At 42.2% G+C, this 17,035-nt stretch carries 20 protein-coding genes; 18 read left to right on the top strand and 2 right to left on the bottom strand.

Annotated elements, in window-relative coordinates:
* Positions 1–44 precede the first annotated feature (44 nt).
* Both CQS04_RS02755 and CQS04_RS02750 read left to right on the top strand, forming a co-directional pair.
* Positions 45–1,232, top strand: a complete 1,188-nt coding sequence (locus tag CQS04_RS02755) for an acetyl-CoA C-acetyltransferase (protein WP_100352669.1) — start codon at positions 45–47, stop codon at positions 1,230–1,232.
* A gap of 2 nt (positions 1,233–1,234) precedes the next feature.
* Complete coding sequence (locus CQS04_RS02750) at positions 1,235–1,486, top strand: YqkE family protein (protein WP_100352668.1); 252 nt, start codon at positions 1,235–1,237, stop codon at positions 1,484–1,486.
* A 16-nt stretch (positions 1,487–1,502) separates the two neighbouring features.
* Here the strand turns inward: CQS04_RS02750 and CQS04_RS02745 are convergent, their stop codons facing one another.
* Positions 1,503–2,405: an aldo/keto reductase gene (locus tag CQS04_RS02745; RefSeq protein WP_100352667.1), complete on the bottom strand. Its 903-nt coding sequence runs from the start codon at positions 2,403–2,405 to the stop codon at positions 1,503–1,505.
* Positions 2,406–2,468: 63 nt separating this feature from the next.
* Between CQS04_RS02745 and CQS04_RS02740 the strand changes: the two genes are divergently transcribed.
* The 8 genes from CQS04_RS02740 to lysA all read left to right on the top strand — a co-directional run bounded on the left by CQS04_RS02740 (position 2,469) and on the right by lysA (position 9,748).
* Positions 2,469–3,014, top strand: coding sequence for an NUDIX hydrolase (locus tag CQS04_RS02740; RefSeq protein ID WP_100352666.1), 546 nt, complete (start codon positions 2,469–2,471; stop codon positions 3,012–3,014).
* Positions 3,015–3,188: 174 nt separating this feature from the next.
* A complete protein-coding gene (locus CQS04_RS02735; RefSeq protein ID WP_100352665.1) occupies positions 3,189–3,611 on the top strand; it encodes a hypothetical protein in 423 nt (140 codons plus the stop codon).
* A gap of 91 nt (positions 3,612–3,702) precedes the next feature.
* Complete coding sequence (gene fur / locus CQS04_RS02730) at positions 3,703–4,143, top strand: ferric iron uptake transcriptional regulator (protein WP_094941724.1); 441 nt, start codon at positions 3,703–3,705, stop codon at positions 4,141–4,143.
* A 278-nt stretch (positions 4,144–4,421) separates the two neighbouring features.
* Positions 4,422–5,321 (top strand): site-specific tyrosine recombinase XerD, encoded by a 900-nt coding sequence (xerD, locus tag CQS04_RS02725; RefSeq protein WP_100352994.1) that lies wholly within the window; start codon positions 4,422–4,424, stop codon positions 5,319–5,321.
* Between the two features lie 78 nt (positions 5,322–5,399).
* Entirely contained in the window at positions 5,400–6,581 is a 1,182-nt protein-coding gene (deoB, locus tag CQS04_RS02720; protein ID WP_100352664.1) for a phosphopentomutase, read from the top strand.
* A 12-nt stretch (positions 6,582–6,593) separates the two neighbouring features.
* Positions 6,594–7,898 carry a pyrimidine-nucleoside phosphorylase gene (locus tag CQS04_RS02715; protein WP_100352663.1) on the top strand — a complete coding sequence of 435 codons (1,305 nt, stop codon included), beginning with the start codon at positions 6,594–6,596 and terminating at the stop codon, positions 7,896–7,898.
* Positions 7,899–8,094: 196 nt separating this feature from the next.
* Positions 8,095–8,355, top strand: a complete 261-nt coding sequence (locus CQS04_RS02710) for a sigma-70 family RNA polymerase sigma factor (protein WP_165775440.1) — start codon at positions 8,095–8,097, stop codon at positions 8,353–8,355.
* A 70-nt stretch (positions 8,356–8,425) separates the two neighbouring features.
* On the top strand, positions 8,426–9,748 hold the full coding sequence (gene lysA, locus CQS04_RS02705) for a diaminopimelate decarboxylase (protein WP_100352661.1): 1,323 nt from the start codon (positions 8,426–8,428) through the stop codon (positions 9,746–9,748).
* Positions 9,749–9,874: 126 nt separating this feature from the next.
* Here lysA and CQS04_RS02700 read toward each other — a convergent pair whose 3' ends face one another.
* On the bottom strand, positions 9,875–10,369 hold the full coding sequence (locus CQS04_RS02700) for a DUF309 domain-containing protein (protein WP_100352660.1): 495 nt from the start codon (positions 10,367–10,369) through the stop codon (positions 9,875–9,877).
* A 54-nt stretch (positions 10,370–10,423) separates the two neighbouring features.
* On the opposite strand from CQS04_RS02700, the gene CQS04_RS02695 reads away from it, so the two are divergent.
* The 8 genes from CQS04_RS02695 to ccsB all read left to right on the top strand — a co-directional run bounded on the left by CQS04_RS02695 (position 10,424) and on the right by ccsB (position 17,032).
* A complete protein-coding gene (locus CQS04_RS02695; protein WP_100352659.1) occupies positions 10,424–11,197 on the top strand; it encodes a segregation and condensation protein A in 774 nt (257 codons plus the stop codon).
* Entirely contained in the window at positions 11,172–11,771 is a 600-nt protein-coding gene (scpB, locus tag CQS04_RS02690) for an SMC-Scp complex subunit ScpB (protein WP_100352658.1), read from the top strand. The genes CQS04_RS02695 and scpB overlap by 26 nt, the downstream gene beginning before the upstream one ends.
* Positions 11,772–11,775: 4 nt before the next feature.
* On the top strand, positions 11,776–12,462 hold the full coding sequence (locus CQS04_RS02685; RefSeq protein WP_100352657.1) for a D-alanyl-D-alanine carboxypeptidase family protein: 687 nt from the start codon (positions 11,776–11,778) through the stop codon (positions 12,460–12,462).
* Positions 12,463–12,483: 21 nt separating this feature from the next.
* Positions 12,484–12,753: a hypothetical protein gene (locus CQS04_RS13700; protein ID WP_165775439.1), complete on the top strand. Its 270-nt coding sequence runs from the start codon at positions 12,484–12,486 to the stop codon at positions 12,751–12,753.
* A 9-nt stretch (positions 12,754–12,762) separates the two neighbouring features.
* Positions 12,763–13,500, top strand: coding sequence for a pseudouridine synthase (locus CQS04_RS02680; protein ID WP_100352656.1), 738 nt, complete (start codon positions 12,763–12,765; stop codon positions 13,498–13,500).
* A 146-nt stretch (positions 13,501–13,646) separates the two neighbouring features.
* Positions 13,647–14,183 (top strand): thiol-disulfide oxidoreductase ResA, encoded by a 537-nt coding sequence (gene resA / locus CQS04_RS02675; protein ID WP_100352655.1) that lies wholly within the window; start codon positions 13,647–13,649, stop codon positions 14,181–14,183.
* A gap of 12 nt (positions 14,184–14,195) precedes the next feature.
* Complete coding sequence (gene resB / locus CQS04_RS02670; RefSeq protein ID WP_100352654.1) at positions 14,196–15,851, top strand: cytochrome c biogenesis protein ResB; 1,656 nt, start codon at positions 14,196–14,198, stop codon at positions 15,849–15,851.
* The gene (gene ccsB, locus CQS04_RS02665) at positions 15,848–17,032 is read left to right on the top strand and encodes a c-type cytochrome biogenesis protein CcsB (RefSeq protein WP_100352653.1); all 1,185 of its coding nucleotides are present in this window, start codon (positions 15,848–15,850) and stop codon (positions 17,030–17,032) included. The genes resB and ccsB overlap by 4 nt, the downstream gene beginning before the upstream one ends.
* The last annotated feature ends 3 nt before the right edge of the window (positions 17,033–17,035 follow it).

Genomic DNA, 17,035 nt, shown 5'->3' with positions numbered 1-17,035 from the left:
AAGGGGTCGAAGGTCGCAAGAGGGATGAAGAGGAGGAACTGTTGATGTCAACTGAAGTGGTAATTGTAAGCGCTGTCCGAACAGCTATCGGATCGTTCCAAGGAGCGCTAAAAGATGTGCCTGCAACGAAATTAGGGGCTATCGTAATTGAAGAAGCCATCAAACGTGCAGGAATTGAGAAAGACCAAGTAGATGAAGTGATTATGGGGAATGTCTTACAAGCAGGGCTTGGTCAAAACCCGGCAAGACAAGCTTCCATTCAAGCAGGACTGCCACAGCAAGTACCGGCTATGACGATTAACAAGGTATGTGGTTCTGGTCTGAAGACGGTTCACCTAGCAACACAAGCGATTCTTGCAGGAGATGCAGAAATAGTAGTAGCAGGTGGGATGGAGAACATGAGCCAAGCACCTTACTTACTTATGGGGGCACGCGATGGCTACCGCATGGGAAATCAACAAGCAGTAGACAGCATGATTTCAGACGGTTTGTGGTGTGCATTCAATGACTACCACATGGGGGTCACTGCAGAGAATCTTTGCACGAACTACGGGTTGACTCGTGAAGAGCAAGATGAATTTGCAGCGCGCTCTCAGCAACGCGCTACAGTTGCCATTGAAGCAGGGAAATTTGAAGAAGAAATCGTATCTATTGAAATTCCTCAGCGTAAAGGTGACCCAATTGTCTTCAAACAAGACGAGTATCCGAAAAAAGGAAGTACAGCTGAAAAACTAGCAGGTTTGCGACCAGCTTTCAAAAAAGATGGCTCTGTGACAGCTGGTAACGCATCAGGAATCAACGATGGGGCAGCTGCAGTGGTTGTCATGTCGAAAGAAAAAGCGACAGAACTAGGCTTACCAATCTTAGCAACTGTAGTTGCTAATGCATCTGCAGGTGTGGATCCAGCGATTATGGGGATTGGTCCAGTCGAAGCAGTCAATAAAGTAATGAAAAAAGCGAATCTGACTGTAGCTCATATGGACTTAGTGGAAGCAAACGAAGCGTTTGCTGCTCAAGCTCTTGCAGTGGACCGCGAATTAAAATTTGATGCAGAAAAATTAAATGTCAACGGGGGAGCTATTGCACTTGGTCACCCAATCGGAGCAAGTGGCACACGTATTTTCGTCACACTTTTACACGAGATGAAAAAGCGTGATGCGAAACTAGGACTCGCAACTTTATGTATTGGTGGAGGACAAGGTGTAGCAACCATCGTTTCAAGAGGTGAGTAACGATGAAAAAGAAGAAAGCAGCTCAGCAGCAAAAGCAAAAGCCAGCCCAAGATGAAAAAGTAACGTTAAAAGATCAATTGTCTGACTCGGTATTCGCCAAGCTGCAACAAGCTAAAACGGAGCTCACGGCTCAAGAAAAACAGCGTGAGGAAGAAGAACATGCACGCAAGTTGTTTGAGAAGAAGCAACGCGAAAAAAATATGTCTTTCGAAGAGCTTTTAGAGCAATACGGAGACAAAGGATCCAAATTTTAAACAAAGAGCATGTCGATCACTCGACATGCTCTTTGTATGTTTCTTGTTTCGATAAAGCAACTAGCTGCTCCACGTCTTCATTAGATACTGTGGTTTTATAATTGTTTAAAGTATCTTTTAGTTGTTCAAGGGAGCTCGTTCCAATCACTACAGAACTGACAGCTGGTTGACTTAAAATATGTGCAAGGCTTGTAGCACCTAAATGGGACATGGATTGATGCATTTGTTTCACAGTTTGTTCAAGGGTAGACTCATCATAACTCCCATACTGGGAATGTTTTTCTAGCTTTTCTAAAGCGGCATCAGTCAGCAGCCCTTTCGCTTGCCCGCCTCGAACCAACAATCCGACTTCATGTTCTTCAAGAAACGGAAACACACTTTCAGCTCTCCGGTCGAGAGCAGAATATTGCATCATTACACTAACCGCTTGGCTCTTCTCAAAGTAGGGATAAATGACATTCGGACGAATCGAAGAAATGCCATATTCACGAATCTTTCCTTGTTCACGGAGCCGTTCGAACACCGCAATGATTCCATCCCAATCATCTTCTTTCGTTCCTCCATGCAGCTGATACAGGTCGATGTAGTCCGTATTCAGCCGCTTTAAAGATCCTTCTACTGCTTGCTCGATCCATTTCGGATCCGGATCCCAAGTCCAGCCTTGTTTTCCAGCCGTAAATCGGTTCCCGACTTTTGTAGAGATATGGACATCAGAACGTATTCCTTGAAGACTTTTTCCAATTCGAGTTTCATTTTCTCCTTGTTCGTACAGGTCGGCCGTATCAATCCAGTTGATTCCTTGCTCGAGTGCATGTTGAATGATCGTATCTGTCTTGTTTTGCTCTTTTGGAAAGCTCATACCACCTAAAGAAAGCTCCGAGATTTGAAGCGTACTTTTCCCTAAACGTTGTGTTTTCATCTGCTCTCCTCCTTTACGTAATGGTACAATGACTTCAGATAGAATTCAAAGAGGAGTGAGTCGATGAGTCACAAATTTGAAGAAAAAACAATTTCAAGCGAATCAATTTATCAAGGTCGCGTCATCTCATTGCAAGTAGATGAAGTCACTTTGCCAAATCAAAAGACATCTAAACGAGAGCTCGTGAAGCATCCAGGAGCTGTTGCTATCATTGCTATTACAGAAAATCACAAAATTATTTTGGTCGAACAATATCGTAAAGCGCTAGAGCGAGAGCTGATTGAAATTCCGGCAGGGAAGATCGAAAAAGGAGAGGATCCAAAAGCCACGGCTTTAAGAGAATTGGAAGAAGAGACTGGGTATACAGCAAGTGCCCTTCACTATGTACAGAGCTTTGCAACTTCTCCAGGATTTGCTGATGAAATCATCCATATCTACGTGACACAAGGGTTAAAGAAGTTGGAGACTCCTATAGAAATGGATGATGATGAGTTTGTGACACTCCACGAATGCACGCTTGCTGAAGCGGAGACGTGGATCAAAGAGCAAAAAATCTTTGATGCCAAAACCGCATTTGCAATCCAGTGGTGGAGACTTCATAGGTTCTAGGGCGCTTCTTAAGATTCATAGACTATATTAGTAGGGAGAGCGAGCGAACGCCAGAAATCCCCTCAAAAAACCAACGCGTCTCATGAAGCCAAGAGCGCTTCACAAGCCACGTTGGCATTTTGAAAGATTTCTGAACAGTCGGTTCCACATCTAATACTAATAGGGGGAGAGTCTATGAAGCAGTTGTTTATGCAATGGTGGGTTGTATTTGTTGTCACAAGCGGGGGCTGGTATCTGTTGTACAGTCAGTTTCCGCAAGTGACGATGCATCCGACTCTAAAAACATTCGTTTCTAGTTCGGGATTCCGTTATGCCCTCTACACAGTCTTAATACTGATCGTATTTATGAAACTCCATCCCTCAGTCAGAATGATTGTTAAACTAGCACTGGCATTCGGATTATGCAGTATGGCTTATTTTTCAATCCCGAGTCTTCGTCTGAATGGCTTCGAGCAATATACCATGCAATTCTTCTTTTTATTGTGTGGAAGTTGCATTCTCTGGTTTGTTCTACACCACAAAGCAATCGGTTGGAAAGTTCTTGCAAGTATACTCCTTGTCACGCATTTAAGAGTATCAATTAGCGCTTTAAATTAGAATGATTCTAAAAAAAGAAGAAATCTAAGAAGTTATACTTGTCACTTGAAAATGGGTTTTGGTATACTGAATGCATGTTAGGAGGCGTCATATGGAAGGCCGTATCGATCGAATTAAAAAACAATTGTCCGGCGCCGGCTACAAACTGACGCCGCAGCGAGAGTCGACTGTCCGAGTTCTACTTGAGAATGAAGAAGCCCATTTAAGTGCAGAAGACGTATTTTTATTAGTACGAGATAAATCTTCAGATATCGGATTAGCAACCGTCTACCGAACTTTAGAGTTGCTAAACGAATTGAATGTAGTGGACAAGATCCAATTTGGAGATGGCGTGTCTCGTTACGATCTGCGTCAAGAAGGTGCTACTCACTTCCACCACCACTTAGTGTGTATGGAATGTGGAGCTGTAGATGAAATCCAAGAGGATCTACTTGGGGATGTCGAGCAAATCGTTGAATCCCGTTGGAACTTTCAAATTAAAGACCACCGGTTGACATTCCACGGCATTTGCCACCGATGTCATTCAAAATAATTTCAAATGACTAGAAGTCGAAGAGGGTAGCCATCTGTGCTATCCTTTTTTTATTACTATAGGATGTGTAGAACGCCACTCTAGAAATCTTGCGAAAATTGGGCGTGTCCGTAGAGGCGCTCTTTGCCTCTATGGATGCGACCGATTTTTGCGGGGATTTCTGGCGTTCGCAACTCGACTACTCTAGATGTAAAGCCTGTGCAGCTCGATTCCATCTAGATGTGAAAGGCGTTCGCTCAGAAATCTCCTAAATACACATGAAACTCCAAACGAAACAGGTGAAACTAATGAAAGAAGCTTTAGAAGACTATTTGCATTTCTTGCGAATTGAAAAACAAATGGCAGACAACACGATTTCTGCCTATCAAACAGATCTGTCAACTTATATCGAGCAACTCAGCGGGTGGGGGGTCTGTTCTATACAAGAAGTATCAAAAGAAAACATTCAGCAACACCTTCGCAGTCAAAAGCTTGACGGAAAATCAGCTCGAACCCTGTCGCGAAAAGTGGCTTCCATCCGCTCTTTTCATCAGTTTGCACTCCGAGAGCGGCTGGCAGATCATGATCCATCCTATCAAATTGAACATCCTCAGTTTGACAGTGTCCTACCGAAGTTCTTAACTATTGATGAAGTCGATGCGCTCACCGCAGCCATCCCAAAAGATAAGGCACAAGGCATTCGAGACTACGCGCTAATCGAACTGCTATACGCAACAGGGATGCGTATTTCGGAGTGTACCCAGTTGGACATCGAGGACATCCAGTTGACAATGGGATTCGTCCGCGTAACAGGAAAAGGTCAGAAGGAGCGCATCATCCCGCTCAATCAGACATCGATTCATTTGGTTCGAACTTACATTGAACAAGCTAGGTCAAAGCTTTTCAAGCCAGGCGGTGATGACAAGGCACTTTTTATCAACCAGGCAGGAAAACGGTTGACGAGACAAGGCATTGCAAAGCTGATGAAACAGCATGCGAAGCGAGCGGGGCTAATAAAAGAGATTACACCACACTTAATGCGACATACCTTCGCGACACACCTCATAGAAAATGGGGCAGATTTACGCGCAGTTCAGGAGATGCTAGGACACTCCGATATTTCAACGACCCAGATCTACACGCATATAGGGAAGAAACGTTTAAAAGAAGTCTATAAAGAATTTCATCCTCGCGCTTAATTAGTAAGAGGTCTGACGTGTATTTTTTCCATAAAAGATGCTACTATTACGATATACCGATAAAAAGTGAGGGATTTTATGTCACATTCATTTAAACGTGTACATGTAATTGTTATGGATTCTGTTGGAATTGGGGAAGCTCCTGATGCTAAAGCTTTTGGTGACGAAGGGTCGAATACACTCGTTCATACAGCGGAAGCAATTGGTGGCTTAAAGGCACCAAACTTGCAGAAGATGGGACTTGGAAACATCGAAACAATTCCTGGTGTGGAAGCGGTGTCACAGCCGATTGCACATTACGGAAAAATGCAAGAAGCATCAGTAGGGAAAGATACAATGACAGGTCACTGGGAAATCATGGGCCTTCATGTGGATCAACCCTTCAAAGTGTATCCAAACGGATTTCCTCAAGAACTGATTGCACAACTTGAAGAGCGAACAGGACGTAAAGTGCTTGGGAACAAGCCAGCAAGCGGTACAGAGATTTTAGATGAGCTTGGTGAAGAGCATATGAAGACAGGTGCTATCATTGTCTACACATCTGCAGACCCTGTACTTCAGATTGCGGCACACGAAGAGATTATCCCGCTCGAAGAGCTATACAAAATTTGCGAAATCGCACGTGAATTGACTTTATCTGAAGAATTTCTTGTAGGTCGTGTCATTGCACGTCCATTTATAGGCGAGCCAGGAAACTTTAGTCGCACAACAAATCGACATGACTATGCTCTGAAACCTTTCGGACGTACGGCATTAAACGAATTAAAAGATAGCGGTTTTGACGTGATTGCAATTGGAAAGATCGACGATATCTACAACAGTGAAGGCATCACAGAAGCTATCCGCTCTAAAGACAATATGGATGGAATGGACAAATTGCATGAGGTTTTAAAGCGAGACTTTACTGGAATCAGCTTCTTAAATCTAGTCGACTTTGATGCTCTTTATGGTCACCGTCGTGATCCTAAAGGCTATGCAGCTGCAATTGAAGCATTTGATGCGCGCCTATCGGAAACTTTGGAATTACTACAGGAAGAAGATTTGCTTATAATCACTGCGGATCACGGAAACGATCCGACAATGCCAGGAACGGATCATACACGTGAATTCGTTCCGCTTCTTGTGTACTCTAAACAATTTGCACAAGGTAACGAACTGCCACTTCGCGCTACATTTGCGGACATTGGTGCCACACTTACAGATTTATTTAAAACCAATCCAACTACATTTGGAACTAGCTTTTCATCTGAGTTGAAGTAAGGAGACAGACTTATGCGAATGATTGATATTATTGAGAAAAAACGTGACGGTCATGAATTGACGGAACAAGAGATTCGCTTTTTTGTAGAAGGCTACACGAATGGTTCGATTCCGGATTATCAAGTGAGTTCTCTTATGATGGCGATTTATTTTCAAGATATGACAGATCAAGAACGTGCAGCTTTGACGATGGCAATGGTGGAATCGGGAGATCAAATCGACCTTTCTGCAATTGAAGGAATCAAAGTGGACAAACACTCGACTGGTGGAGTTGGCGATACAACAACACTTGTACTAGGCCCTCTAGTTGCAGCAGTAGGCGTTCCGGTCGCTAAAATGAGTGGTCGCGGTCTTGGCCATACGGGTGGGACTATTGATAAATTGGAAGCTATCGAAGGCTTCCACGTAGAATTGTCTAGTGAACAGTTCACGAAACAAGTCAATGAATTGAAACTTGCTGTAATTGGACAAAGTGGGAACTTGACACCTGCTGATAAAAAATTGTATGCATTACGTGATGTAACAGCCACTGTAAGTAGCATTCCATTGATTGCAAGCTCCATTATGAGTAAGAAAATCGCAGCAGGTGCAGATGCCATCGTCCTTGATGTGAAAACTGGTGAAGGAGCTTTCATGAAGACACTTGAAGATTCAGAAGCTCTTGCAACTGCAATGGTTCGTATCGGAAATAATGTCGGACGCAACACAATGGCTATTATTTCAGACATGAGCCAGCCATTAGGGAATGCGATCGGGAATGCACTTGAAGTGAAAGAAGCAATCGATACACTTGCAGGAAAAGGTCCAGAAGACTTGACTGAACTGTGTCTAGTACTTGGTAGCCAGATGGTTGTAGTTGGTGAGAAAGCGGACACATTGGAAGAAGCGCGCAAGATGCTAGAAGCGGTCATCGCTGACGGTTCGGCTCTTCAAATCTTTAAGGACTTTATTGAATGGCAAGGTGGAAACCCTGCTGTTGTAGATAACCCTGAGTTATTACCACAAGCGGCCCACCAAATTGCAATCGAAGCCCAGACTTCTGGCTACATTACGTATATGGAAGCGGATGAAATCGGGACGGCAGCTATGATTCTTGGAGCAGGACGTGCTACAAAAGAATCTGAAATTGATCTGGCTGTCGGAATCGTCCTTCACAAAAAAGTAGGCGACCGAGTGGAAGCTGGAGAAGCACTTGCAACGTTCTATGCAAATAGCGAGGACATTGCGGATGCTAAGGAGAAATTCTTATCGAATATCACAATTTCAGAGCAAGCAGCAGAAGCACCGCCACTTGTCTATAAAATCATTACTAAATAAACAAGATATGACCTCAATCCTTTGTCGATTGAGGTCTTTTTTTGTCTTTTTTTCTAGTTTTGTCGACCGGCAGGACTCTCTTGCCTCCGTTTCGAGCTGTGTAGGCAAGGAGGAATGTTTATGCTATCAACTATAGAAAAAGTAGGAGACCAAACCAATCAAGATGCTGGTGTGGGATTTAAGACACGTAAGTTTTATGGATGGGGAAGAAGGCATCACTTTAATGGGTCAAATGCGAGACGACCGGGCAGAAAAAGCATTTCACTTTTATTTCCTGACGGAGCTCATTGAGAGATTAGAACCAAAAGAACAAATTTTGATTCGTATGAGGTTCTATACTGACTACGCACAGACAGAAGTTGCGGCGAGACTTGGTGTGTCCCAAGTGCAAGTGTCCCGAATGGAAAAGCGAATTCTTGAAAGGTTACGAGGCTGGAGTCCTGCATCTTATGTTTGAAGCGATTGAATCGAGTGCTTCAGTGTGGTAAAGTTTGTGTAGAAAAACGAAGGAATCGTGAGGGATGACCATGAATGATACGCTTCACTACACAACCAATGAAAAAGGCCACTTAACGATAGCTGGATTTGATGCTACAGAACTTGCAAAACAATTTGGTACCCCAGTCGTTGTTTATAATGTGGAGCTTGTAAGAGAGCGAGCGCGCAAATTTAAAGATACGTTTGAAAAACATGGAATCCGAGCGCAAGTCGCTTATGCCTCTAAAGCTTTTTCTTCTATCGCCATGTATCAAGTGATGAAGGAAGAAGGGCTTTCACTAGATGTGGTCTCATCTGGAGAATTGTATACGGCCCTCCAAGCGGATTTTCCTGTAGAAAAGATTCACTTTCACGGAAACAACAAGAGCTTAGATGAATTGATTATGGCATTTGACCATGAAATCGGCTGTATTGTAGTCGACAATTTCTATGAGCTCGAACTTGTAAAAGAGCTTGCGGAGACTCGTAAACAACAGATGGCTATTTTGCTTCGCGTGACCCCAGGAATCGAGGCACATACGCATACTTACATCACAACAGGTCAACAAGATTCAAAATTTGGTTTTGATTTACTAAACGGACAAGCCGACGAAGCATTTGAATCTTTAGCAAATCATCCATATGTGGAGTTACTTGGTCTTCACTGTCATATCGGGTCCCAAATATTTGAGACGAATGGCTTTGTAGCAGCTGCTGAAAAACTTCTGGTCAAAATGCAGACCTGGAGTGAAGTGCATCACTACTCGTGTCGCGTATTGAATCTTGGTGGAGGATTCGGAATTCGCTACACAGAAGAAGATACGCCACTGTCCCCAGAGACTTACGTTGAAGAGATGATCGTCGCTATTCAACGACTATCATCAGAATCTGCGTATCAAATGCCGGAGATCTGGATTGAACCAGGACGCTCTCTTGTAGGGGATGCAGGTACCACTCTTTACACGATCGGCAGTCAAAAAGTGATTCCGGATACTCGTCACTATATATCAGTGGATGGCGGGATGTCAGATAATATTCGACCAGCCCTCTATCAAGCACGCTACGACGCAAAAGTAGCCAATCGAATGCAGGATTCAAATCTTACTACCATGACAGTTGCCGGGAAATGTTGCGAGTCTGGAGATAAACTAATTGAAGATATCGCTCTTCCCATGGTGGAGGCTGGAGATATTTTAGCCGTTTTTTCAACAGGAGCATACGGGTATGCCATGGCTAGCAATTACAACCGGTTAGCTCGTCCTGCTGTAGTGTTTGTTGAAAATGGTAAGGCACGTTTAGTTATTCGTCGGGAATCGTTAGAAGACTTGGTTCGCAACGATCTTTCCTTGTATGAGGAGGGAGAAGAATCATGAAATTGAAAAACAAAAATATCGTGTTGTTCTTATTGTTACTTGCAATGGGACTGGGTTGGGGAATCATTTACTGGATCTTTATTGCCCCGACGGTATAGTAAAAGCTCAGCCAATTGGCTGAGCTTTTTAGTTACGACGTTTTAAAAGTGCTTGTTTTCGAGCTTCGATGACATCGCTTCTGTCACGAACTGTGTGTCTGTGGATCAATGCATCAGTCACTTGTTGTTTTTCGGGAAACTGTTCGATGACTGCTGCTAAAGTCTCTGATGTTACTATAAAAACAATTGGTGAAAAGGGTTCTTCTTTTGATATGGCAACGAGTTTTGCTTGGATTTCCTGTTCGAGGTCCTGTGCGTCAAGATATCCGTCTACTTCAGAGACATTTATTTCAAACAGCTCATGTGCTTTTCTGAGCGACTTGAGAGCCCCTTTTGTATTTCCACGCCGCCAGTGATACATACTGGTAGCTACTAAAATAAAGGGGACGAGTACATGGGTTTTGTTACGAGGTGCCACTTCTTTCCACAATTCTTCGAGCACTTCATGGCACTCAAAATAATCCTCGGTGACGAGATAATGATAGAAATAAGCCTGAAACGCTTTATTATTCGCTAGGTGCATTGTTTGGTCACATCCGGTATAATTAGAGTCATTCTGCAAGTTAAAGGTGAGTCTATGGCATATGAAATAAAAGTGGAAGCATTTGAAGGTCCTCTGGACTTATTACTTCATCTGATCAATCGATTGGAAATTGATATTTACGATATAAAAATGACCGAGATCACTTCTCAGTATATGGAACACGTTCGAGCTATGCAAGTTCTCGAACTAAACGAGGCGAGTGAATACTTAGTTATGGCCGCTACATTACTAAGTATTAAAAGTAAAATGCTACTACCTACTATGCCGATTGATCTTGATATTGATGGTTCTTATGAAGAGGAGTTTGATCCAAGAGATGAATTAGTCAATCGACTGTTGGAATACAAACGGTATAAAGAAGCTGCTGCAGAGTTAAAAACGAAAGAACATCAGCAAAGTCATCATTTTTCAAAACTGCCTTCTTTAATTGAAATTGAGCCAGCGGACAAAGAGTTGGTTCTTGATCAACAATATGAAGTATATGATTTATTAGGCGCTTTTCAAAAGATGCTCAAGCGTAAGATGCTTCAAAAGCCGCTATCCACAAGAATTAGTAAAGCGGAAATCTCAATTAAAGATCAGATGCAGCAAGTAGTTACCCGTCTTAAAAGAGCTAAAGGCAAGCTTGCATTTGAAACTTTATTTGACTCAAGTGAAAAAGCAGTTGTCGTCGCTACATTTTTATCTGTTCTTGAGTTGATGAAACGCCAAATGATCCAAGTGACACAATCTCAAAATTTTACCGATTTAGAAATAGAGTTAACCGAGGAAGTGCTTGAAAATGAACTGGAATCAGAATTTGATTAGTCAGCTAGAGAGTCTTTTGTTTATTGCCGGAGATAAAGGAATTAGTTTCTCGAAGCTCTGTCATTACACGCAAACAGATGGCGAGACAATGAAGGCTCACCTGGAGTATATGCAGCACCTCTATAAAGAAGATGCGTCAAGAGGGCTTGAACTAGTCGTACTTGCTAATACCTATCAGTTTGTCACAAAACGGGCTCATGCAGAGGTGATTCAGCGGATGATAGAAACAACTCAATTGACTGCATTGTCTCAAGCCGCTCTTGAAGTTTTAACAATTATCGCTTACAAACAACCAATCACTCGAGTGGAAGTCGATGATATTCGAGGTGTTAAATCAGATAGTGCTCTACAGACTTTAGTGGCTCGTGCCTTAGTTAAAGAAGTGGGTCGAGCTGAAGGGACGGGAAGAGCCATCCTCTACGGGACAACTACTGAGTTTATGCAGGTATTTGGCTTAGAAGACTTGACAGAATTGCCGCCACTACCGGATGAAGAATCGGAAGAAGAAGAGACAGATTTGTTCATGACCAAGTTCCAAGAACAGTTCGACTTAGAGACCGTAGAGAAAGGATGACTTAGTGACTCGAAAGACGTGGATTGCAGCCAGCCGATATTTTTGGTTTGGCTGTTTTTTCTTACTACTATTCAGTAATCAAGCACACGCCGCTTATGCCGTAATTGATGCGGATTCAGGAAGACTGCTTGAAGAGCAACAAGCTCATAGTTCACTGCCTCCAGCAAGCATTACAAAAATCTGGACTGTATTTATAGCCCTTCAAGAGGCGCAAACTGATGAAACGGTTCAAATCAGTCAACATGCTAGTAATCAAGAAGGTTCATCCGTATACTTAGAAGCAAAGGAAGCTTGGAGTCTGGAGAGTCTCCTGTATGCGACTATGTTACAATCAGGGAATGATGCTGCAGTGGCTGTTGCTGAGCATGTGGCCGGATCTGAAGAAGCTTTTGCTACAGTGATGAACGAGTACGCCCGAGAAGCAGGAGTTACATCCACTTGGTTTCAAAATCCATCAGGCTTAGATCAAGACAGACACTATGTCTCTGCATATGACATGGCGCTCCTGTTCAAGCCGGCGATGCAAGACCACAGATTCCGTGTCATTGCATCTGCAAAACAGTTTCGTCCTAAGGAACGAAACAGCCTTTGGATCAATAAACACCGATTGGTTACAAATGATCAAGCACTCGCTGGCAAAACAGGATACACTTTAGCTGCAGGTAGGATGCTAATCAGTTATTTTGAATAGGCGCCTAAAAAAATTGTTGTCGTGTCTTTAAATGAAAGAAATGACTGGACTCTTCACGAACACTTACGGGATACAACATTCCAACAAGTAATTCATGAAACAGTTGAAGGGGACTATATCACTTCAGACGGGATCAGACTAAAGGTACCCAAGCCGTTTGGCTATTTGCGTAAATCACAAGAAGTTCAAACAAATGTAGTACGATTACAAAACAAACAAACAACAGGTGAATGGATTATACAATTGGGTGAGACCACCTTGTCTTTTCCTATCACCTATTCAATGGAATGAGGGTTTACAGTGGAACGATTGCAAAAAGTAATTGCGAATGCAGGGATTGCATCTCGTAGAAAAGCAGAACAATTAATTTTAGATGGTAAAGTGAAAGTGAACGGTCAGCGAGTCAAAGAATTGGGAACAAAAGTGTCAAATTCAGATGAAGTAGAGGTAGATGGTGTTCTTCTAGAAAAAGAAACGAAAGTCTACTATTTGCTTTATAAACCTCGGGGAATCATCTCAGCAGCAACAGATGATAAAGGGAGAAAAACCGTTGTAGATCTAATTGATATCGAAGACAAACGGATTTTCCCGGTAGGACGTCTGGATTATGATACTTCAGGATTGATTCTGTTAACAAACGACGGCGATTTTTCATATGCTCTAACTCATCCAAAGTTTAAAGTAGAGAAAACTTATGTAGCTCGCATTAAAGGAATACCGTTTCGTGAAAAAATCAAGCAATTACAGCGGGGAATTCAATTAGAAGATGGAAAAACAGCACCGGCCAAGGTGAAACTGTTGTCTGAAGATAAAAAACAAGACAAGTCTATCGTGGAAATTACCATATATGAAGGACGAAATCGTCAAGTACGTCGTATGTTTGATGCAATCGGTCATCCGGTTCAAAAATTAAAACGAGAAAAGTTTGGTTTGTTAACGCTTCATGGCCTAAACGCTGGAGAGTATAGAAAGTTGACGACCCATGAAGTGAAACAAATGCGAGTGCTTGCAGATACAGGGAAAGTGGGGCATATCTAAATACTAAATCCCATCCAGCCTCTAGGGGCTGGTTTCTTGTCGTTCACAAACCATTCATATCTCAAATCTAAGTATCCGCAAATTTTTGTTATACTATTGTGTAGCACGATGTTCAGGATAGGAATTGTACAAGGAGGTAGAGACAGATGGCTCAGTCTAAAAAGACACGATTTTATATTCGTACAGTGATTCTTGCTATTTTAGTAGTTGCAATTATTGGGACCATTTATGTCAATGTAACAAAAGAGAAGAATGCTGTTCTTGCTGTTGGCGATCAAGCACCTGATTTTCAATTGGTGGACATGGACGGCAACGTGCAGCGATTGTCTGATTATAAGGGACAAGGGGTCTTTTTAAATTTTTGGGGTACATGGTGCAAGCCGTGTGCAAAAGAAATGCCTTACATTGATAAACAGTATCAAGTATTTAAAGACCAAGGAGTTCAAACTATTGCAGTGAATATAGCTGAATCCGATTTCAAAGTAAACAGCTACACAAAGCAATATGGAATGACATTTCCTGTAGTTATTGACCGGCAAAAAAATGTGATGGAAAGATACAACATCGGCCCATTACCTACAACCTTCCTTGTGGATCCGGATGGAAAAATAATTCGAATTATACAAGGTGAGATGACGGAACAAGACGTGGCTAATTTCATGGAAGAGATTAAGCCATCATAAGGAGTTTTCATAATGAAATCGCTTGAATGTAAATGTGGGCATATCAATCCAGTCGGCACGCAGCTCTGTGAGAGTTGTGGAAGACCTCTGACAGAAGAGGCCATCAATAAGCCGCTTGCCGATATGCGTTACGAAGGCTCAGCAAGACGTTCTCAGACGTATAATAAAACAATTATCGATAAAGTCTGGAACTTTTTCTCTAGTGTTAAAGTAGGCATGTGGATTATCGTAGCCATTTTAGTGGCAGCGGCAATCGGCACAATCCTGCCACAAGTATTTTACGTACCCGCGAACAACGCTACTGAAGCAGCAGCTTATTATGAGCGGATTTACGGGACGTTCGGTAAAATTTATAACGATTTAGGACTTTCTGATTTGTACAGTTCTTGGTGGTTCCAAGGACTTATTGGAATGCTCGGAATCTCTTTAATTATTGCGAGTTTAGACCGAGTCATCCCTCTTTACAAATCATTAAAAAAACAAAAAGTGAAGAGACATAGTTCTTTCCTTCAACGTCAGAGACTTTACACAAAAGCTGAGAATGTAACGGAAGATGTTTTAACACCAGCTGAAAAGAAACTAAAAGAATTAAAATACAATGTCCGGAGAGAAGACGGAGCTTTACTTGCTGAAAAGGGCCGTTTTTCTCGTTGGGGTCCTTATGTAAATCATTTGGGATTGATCATTTTCTTAGGTGGCGTCATGTTGCGGGCTATTCCAGGAGTTTACGTGGATGAGCAGCTTTGGATTCGTGAAGGAGAGACTTTAGCCGTACCAGGAGCTTCTGGATATTTCATTCAGAACAATGGCTTTGAATTTGATGTTTATGATAAAGAATCATCTGATGAAGTGTTTTCCGATGCGATTGATCGTGTAGGGACAATTGCTTCCAACTATCAAACGAACCTAACTTTATTTGAAGGCGCCAATCAAGAAGTTGTTGGAGACCCTGGTGAACTTGAAGAAATCAAGTCTGGTCCTACAATTGTGAATAAGCCATTTAAATTTGATTCATATAATATCTATCAAATAGATTTCCGTTTGGATGAGTTGAAAGCTATGACGTTTAATCTTGAAAACAAAGAGTCTGGTGAACAGTTTGGCGAGTTCACAATAGACTTGATTGAACCAGAACCGGAGTACGATTTAGGAGATGGCTACAAAGTTGAATTAGTTGATTACTATGCTGATTTTACTGGTTTTGAAAATGGAGAACCACAATCTAAATCTCCGATTCCAAACAATCCTGCTTTCTTAGTACGAATGTACACACCGGATAAACCAGAGCCAGAGACTAGCTTTGTATTAATCCGTGAAACGATTGAACCGTTTGGTGAAAATGACTACAAACTAAAATTCCAAGCAGCGGAAACTCGAGACATTTCAGGACTGACGGTCCGCAAAGATTTGACACTGCCGATTCTTATGATTGGTGGGCTTATCTTTATGATAGGTGTTGCTCAAGGATCTTATTGGAACCATCGCCGTATCTGGATTCAACAGACCGCAACAGGTGATGTGAGTATTGCAGGTCACACGAACAAAAACTGGAACTCTGTTAAAAAAGACTTGTATTATGTAACTAAGGACACAAAAGTTCCTCGCCCTAAGGATCAACAAGATCCGGAAGATGACTTGGACTTTGAAGAAGGAGACGAGACGTCATGACGTTAATCGAATGGAGCAGTTCGGCACTTTTTGTGGCGTTCGTTGCTTACTTAGTAGCTACGATTTTCTTTGGAGGAGCTGTTAAGTCCTCTACTCATGAGAAGACAGCTACAAATAAACGCTGGGGAATGTATGGTTTTACCGTTACGATAATCGGTTTTATTGCCAATTTAACTTACTTTATTACTCGCTGGATTGCTGCAGGTCATGCACCAGTAAGTAACCTGTTTGAATTTACAGCAGCTTTTGGAATGATGATTGTCGGTGCATTCATCTTAATTTATTCCATGTACCGCATCGCAGCACTCGGACTTTTCGCGTTACCGATCGCTGTTATAATCATTGCTTATGCGAGCATGTTCCCAACAGACGTGTCTCCGTTGATTCCAGCTCTACAAAGTTACTGGTTGACAATTCACGTCATCACTGCAGCACTAGGTGAAGCAATTCTTGCAATCAGTGCGGTTGCTGGATTGATTTGGTTGCTTAAGAATATTGACATGACAAAGAAATCAAAACAACGCTTTTGGATCGAAGCTGTCATGTATGTCTTGATTTTAGTTGTTGGTTTTATCGTATCCACCACAATTTTCTCTGTGGCATACGAACCTGTAGAATATTCGTATGTGGATGTCGAAGGTGCCGAACAGACTATTGAATATACGAAGCCGGCTCTATTTGGAATGAATGAATCCACTGTTATTACTGAAGGCGCTATGCAACCACTGATAGAAATGCCTGCATTAGTAAATGCGAAAAAATTAACGACTGTCGTATGGTCGATTCTAATTGGATCCGTTCTCTACATTTTGTTACGTCTTATTTTACGTAAACGTTTGGCTGAAGTGGTTCAACCATTTACGAAAAAAACAAATTCTCAATTGCTTGATGAGATTGGATACCGTTCCGTGTTGATCGGGTTCCCTGTTTTTAGTTTAGGTGCTTTGATTTTTGCAATGATCTGGGCGCACGAGGCATGGGGCCGGTTCTGGGGATGGGATCCTAAAGAAGTTTGGGCTCTGATTACGTTCCTTTTCTATGCTGTCTACTTACACTTGCGTCTCACAAAAGGCTGGCAAGGCGAGAAGAGCGCGTGGCTTGCCCTAATTGGTTTTATCATCATTATGTTCAACCTGATTGCTGTAAACTTAATTATCGCCGGTTTACACAGTTACGCTTAATAA

Origin of the sequence: Chryseomicrobium excrementi (assembly GCF_002798305.1) — a bacterium.
Lineage (GTDB): Bacteria > Bacillota > Bacilli > Bacillales_A > Planococcaceae > Chryseomicrobium > Chryseomicrobium excrementi.
Note: the sequence above shows the minus strand (reverse complement) of the source record. Positions and strands in the feature narration are given on the sequence as shown.

What these genes read in the sequence shown, in the direction of transcription:
- deoB (WP_100352664.1), top strand. Translation starts at nt 5,400, where the DNA reads ATGTCACATTCATTTAAACGTGTACATGTAATTGTTATGGATTCTGTT.
- fur (WP_094941724.1), top strand. Translation starts at nt 3,703, where the DNA reads ATGGAAGGCCGTATCGATCGAATTAAAAAACAATTGTCCGGCGCCGGC.
- CQS04_RS02750 (WP_100352668.1), top strand. Translation starts at nt 1,235, where the DNA reads ATGAAAAAGAAGAAAGCAGCTCAGCAGCAAAAGCAAAAGCCAGCCCAA.
- scpB (WP_100352658.1), top strand. Translation starts at nt 11,172, where the DNA reads ATGAACTGGAATCAGAATTTGATTAGTCAGCTAGAGAGTCTTTTGTTT.
- resA (WP_100352655.1), top strand. Translation starts at nt 13,647, where the DNA reads ATGGCTCAGTCTAAAAAGACACGATTTTATATTCGTACAGTGATTCTT.
- CQS04_RS02735 (WP_100352665.1), top strand. Translation starts at nt 3,189, where the DNA reads ATGAAGCAGTTGTTTATGCAATGGTGGGTTGTATTTGTTGTCACAAGC.
- resB (WP_100352654.1), top strand. Translation starts at nt 14,196, where the DNA reads ATGAAATCGCTTGAATGTAAATGTGGGCATATCAATCCAGTCGGCACG.
- CQS04_RS02755 (WP_100352669.1), top strand. Translation starts at nt 45, where the DNA reads ATGTCAACTGAAGTGGTAATTGTAAGCGCTGTCCGAACAGCTATCGGA.
- CQS04_RS02700 (WP_100352660.1), bottom strand. Translation starts at nt 10,369, where the DNA reads ATGCACCTAGCGAATAATAAAGCGTTTCAGGCTTATTTCTATCATTAT.
- CQS04_RS02740 (WP_100352666.1), top strand. Translation starts at nt 2,469, where the DNA reads ATGAGTCACAAATTTGAAGAAAAAACAATTTCAAGCGAATCAATTTAT.
- CQS04_RS02695 (WP_100352659.1), top strand. Translation starts at nt 10,424, where the DNA reads ATGGCATATGAAATAAAAGTGGAAGCATTTGAAGGTCCTCTGGACTTA.
- lysA (WP_100352661.1), top strand. Translation starts at nt 8,426, where the DNA reads ATGAATGATACGCTTCACTACACAACCAATGAAAAAGGCCACTTAACG.
- ccsB (WP_100352653.1), top strand. Translation starts at nt 15,848, where the DNA reads ATGACGTTAATCGAATGGAGCAGTTCGGCACTTTTTGTGGCGTTCGTT.
- CQS04_RS02710 (WP_165775440.1), top strand. Translation starts at nt 8,095, where the DNA reads ATGGATGGGGAAGAAGGCATCACTTTAATGGGTCAAATGCGAGACGAC.
- CQS04_RS02745 (WP_100352667.1), bottom strand. Translation starts at nt 2,405, where the DNA reads ATGAAAACACAACGTTTAGGGAAAAGTACGCTTCAAATCTCGGAGCTT.
- CQS04_RS02715 (WP_100352663.1), top strand. Translation starts at nt 6,594, where the DNA reads ATGCGAATGATTGATATTATTGAGAAAAAACGTGACGGTCATGAATTG.